Origin of the sequence: uncultured Clostridium sp. (assembly GCF_934754925.1) — a bacterium.
Taxonomy (GTDB): Bacteria; Bacillota; Clostridia; order Clostridiales; family Clostridiaceae; genus Clostridium.
Map to the genome: position 1 here is coordinate 1 of NZ_CAKVJA010000083.1, position 4,417 is coordinate 4,417.

Consider the following 4,417-nt stretch of genomic DNA (forward strand, 5'->3'; position numbering starts at 1 on the left):
TATATTTAACACTAATATTATTCAACCAAAATAATTTTCATAATATAGTTTTTATACCTCTTCATTAATAAAAAAAGTTTTCTCATAGGAAAAGAAAGTATTCTATCTCCTATGAGAAAACTATATTATATTACTTTTTCTTTTTTGTTACTAAATATACTCCACTTCCAATAACTATAACTGCTACAGCTATGGTTACTCCATAGAATATACCTTGTCCTGTCTTTGGTAAATCATTTTTATTTTCTTCAGTTATCTTATCATCATTAGTAACACCATTATTACTATTATCTGATGAATCAGGATTTTCCGGATTTACTGGTACTTCTGGTTTATGTGAATTATCAGTATTTCCATTATCTCCTGAGTTTCCAGAATCTGAATCACCAGTTCCTATATCTCCAGAACCTGAGTCATCTGTTCCTGAATCTCCATTATTTCCGTTATCATCATTACTTCCATTATTGCCATTACTTCCGCTATCTCCTGATGTAGCATCATTTATTACTATATCTGGTATTGTAATAACATTTCCTTTATTATCTTCTGTCAATTCAATAGTAACTTCAGAACCTGTTACTTCATTGCCAGTTGCTGAATTAACTTGCTTTAATACATACTTTCCTGCCTCTTCTAACTCTGCATAAATTTCTCCCTCTTCATTACTTTCTAAAGTAGAAATATATATAAGATTTTCAGAATCAGCTCTAAACCATCTCTTCTTAACTTCAACTTTATATAAATTGAACTTCTCACCTGCAACTACTTTTCCTTCACTATTTGTTATAGTAGCTTTAAATTTATATGCTTTTGATACTCCATCTGAATCACTTGAATCATCTGATTTCTCAACAACTAAAGTAATTTCTTTTTCACTTACATTTCCAAATCTATCTGTGGCTATAGCAGTTATAATATAAGTTCCTGAAGTAGTTAAATCATAATCTCCTGTTATTTCAACAGTAATAGGTCTTCCTAAATAATCAACTGCAGTTATATACTCATTTAAATCAACATTATCTCCAGCAGAAATAGTTAATTTATCACTATCACTATTATTAACAGTTATTACTGGATTAGTTGCATTATCTTCTGCTATATCTTCAACAATTACTGTTGTTTCTAATGAAGAAGTATCTCCTTCTGTATCTGCTACACTATATGTAATAGCATAAGATCCAACTATTTTAGTATTAACTTTTCCTTCAACAGTAACATTGTCAGTAGAAATTACTCCATCTTCTTCGTCAGTAACTTCAATATAAGTTTTTGCATCAAAAGTATCACCCTTAGATATAACAATCTTTCCATCAACTATTGAAGACGAATTTTTTAAACTAATTACCGGTAATGAATTTATAGTTAGTTTATCCTCACTTAAATTAGCCATATCAATACCACTAACTTGTTTATTTGTGTCATTTACTACATAACTATAAGAAATTCCATCACTATTCACACTAGCATCAATAGAGTATGCTGAACTTCCACTTGAAGCCTTAGAAACTTCTATTTCACATATATCTAATGTTCCACCAACTTTATTTAAAGCATCATTTGAAACAATAAAAATTTCCATACTCTTTTTATCACTACTCAATTTTACATGAGTTTTTACATCATTTGAATCAGAACTTACAAGCCAATTAATGCTATCCTCTTCAAACTTAACATTCCCATCAATTTCTAAGTTTATTTGTAATGATTTTATTACTGGCATAAAATTACTTAATGCTATTTTTACTTTATCTCTGCTTATCTTCTCAACATTTAACTCTACAGAAGGGTTACTAACTTTATTATTATCTGCAGAACTATTTTTTGAATATGCAAATACACTTATAAAAAGTGTAAATATAATTACTAAAGGTATAATTTTCTTATTTACTTTTTTCTTAGCGTTTCTTCTCTCAGATCTCTTTTGATAAATCTCCTTTTTCATAACAATCCTCCTTACGTCGCATTATTTCTTATTATCTACCTTCTGTAATTTTGTTAATTGTAGATTCTTTAATTTCAATTGCTTTAATATTGTTAGAAGTTAGGCTTCTAGTTTTTCCAGATGTTAAGCTTATTTCTGGTAACTCATCTGGTACTGTAATTCTAAATGTATCACTTACAAGTCTTTGTCCACCTTCTAATGCATCAGCGCTATCTGTTCTGTATAACTCAGCAAATATTTCAGTATTATTTTCCATAAATTCTGCTACATATTCTGGCTCAACCCAATAAATCCAATTTCCTTCAGCTATTTCTTCTAAGTTACCATTATCAGGTACTTCTGCTAAAAGTATTCCATCATATTTATCTGCAATATGCTCTTCATTTTGATTAAGCACTAAAGGTACATTAAATGCAGGATTTCCTCTATATTCACCAGTTATAATTATTGAGCCTGCTGGAATTGATTTCTCTTCATTCTCTTCAGTTTCAGTATTATCAACCTGATATACATAATCTTCTTTCAATATTCCAATACCATTTTTATAGTTGATATTATCATCAGCAACACCAATTTCAATATTGTCTCCTGGAGGTGTTATTAATTCAAGTTCTGCAGCAGATATATTCTTTGTTCCTAAGGCAGTTATCTTAACATATCTTGCATTATATGAATTTAATTGATTTCCACCAGTAACTCCTTCTTTATCAAAGTAAATAGTTGCTGTAGGATTTTCTGCTGTTAAACTTAAAGTTCCTTCCTTAGCAGTTGTCCAATTCACTCCATCCTTACTTACTTCTATCTTATACTTATTAAGGGCACTGCTAACTATAGATTCTTTCTTAAATATAAATCCAGTAGTTTGTAAAGGTGCTGTATATTTAATACCAACTAAAGTTTGCATTTCTGTAGTATCTAATATTAAATATGGATCATTATTTGGATTCATTTCAGTACCATGAACTGAACTATTATATTCTGATTTACTTAACATTCTACCTTCATAAGCAGTAGTATTATCATCATCTAAAGCAAGTGTTAAATCTTCATTACCTTCACAAGAGTGAATATCATTATTTTCTTCATGTACACTTATAGTATTAGTAGTTAATAAAGTACTAGATTTTGCTAATCCACCTTCATGACGTATTTTAACAGTTCCTATCTCAACTTCATTAGTTGGATTTAAGTTATAGTCATATGCAATAGCTGAATATTCAACTACTCTATTATTAATATTATCAACCACATCAGTATAAACAGTTTCTTCCCCATATTTATTTCTTACAATAAATCCACAAGGTTCACCATTTCTGTAAATTTCATATCCTAAAATATTATCATTGCTCTTATCTACAGATAAATTAATTGAAACCTTTTTATCATTAACATAAGAACCATCTGTAATTGTATTACCTTTAGAATCTGTTCCAAATTCAGCTGATAAAGTAGTTCCTGCTTCCATATCTGCAGTTCCTGCCATTCTTCTTCTTCTAGCTTCATCATTTATATATTGAATCTTTTTAGTTTCTTTAGGGAATTGAGATACATATTCTAATGTTGTAGCATTAGCTACTATTCCATGCGCTTCATAGAAATCAGTTAAGTCCTTTCCTACAACCTTAGAGCTCATTCTAATTAACCATTGATCTCTATCACCATTTGCTCTTTCTTCTTCTGTCATTTCTCTATATGCTCTATTTAATTTAGCAAAATAAGAATCATCATCTAAGTTACCATCAAAACCGTTAAGTAACATCTTATAAGTGCTGTTATCTTCATATGCTAAATAAGGTTGCCATAACATATTTAATACTACACTTCTATTCGTAGATAAACCTAAAGTGTTTGAAGTAACCTTCTCATATAAAGCACTCATTGATGATGCATATGGACTATCTTCATCAAGCATAGTTGAAGTAATAGCTACCATTAAGTTGTTACTTGTTTCTGGATATAATCTATCTCCAATATCCATAACATGTCCCATTTCATGCCCTATTAAAGCACCATAAAGGTGAGCTTCATTTGAATTTGTTACATTTCCTTCTGAATCAAATTTATAAGGAACACCTTGAATATAATTAGAGCTTTCAAAACCAACACCTATATGATGTCCTGATGCATATGCTGCAGCACCCATCATCATTCTTTGATATTTAATATTTAATCTAGTTGCTGGTGCCTTGTGTTTATTGAAATATGCTGTATCTTCTGTATCTATTTCTCCATTATTATTAAAGTCTTGAACTGATTCAAATACACCCTTCTTAGCAAATCCAACTTGAACTTCTTGCTCCCAAGCTAAAAGTGCATTATAAACTCTTTCTACTTGAGCTTCTTCATTACCAACTAAACCTTCTTCAACACCTTTTAATATCTCTGATGCTGGTAAAGTTAAAGTAAATCTATCTCCTTCAATATCAGTAGTATTTAAAGGTGATGTTTTTTCATCATAAAGATATATATTATTTT

The 4,417-nt window shown here is 29.7% G+C and carries 2 protein-coding genes; both read right to left on the bottom strand.

Features of this window, described 5'->3' with window-relative positions; all coding sequences use genetic code 11:
- Positions 1 to 130: 130 nt before the first annotated feature.
- Complete coding sequence (locus Q0G30_RS13765) at positions 131 to 1,942, bottom strand: immunoglobulin-like domain-containing protein (protein ID WP_294391206.1); 1,812 nt, start codon at positions 1,940 to 1,942, stop codon at positions 131 to 133.
- A 31-nt stretch (positions 1,943 to 1,973) separates the two neighbouring features.
- On the bottom strand, positions 1,974 to 4,417 hold a 2,444-nt coding region (locus tag Q0G30_RS13770), incomplete at its 5' end, for a M60 family metallopeptidase (RefSeq protein ID WP_294391209.1).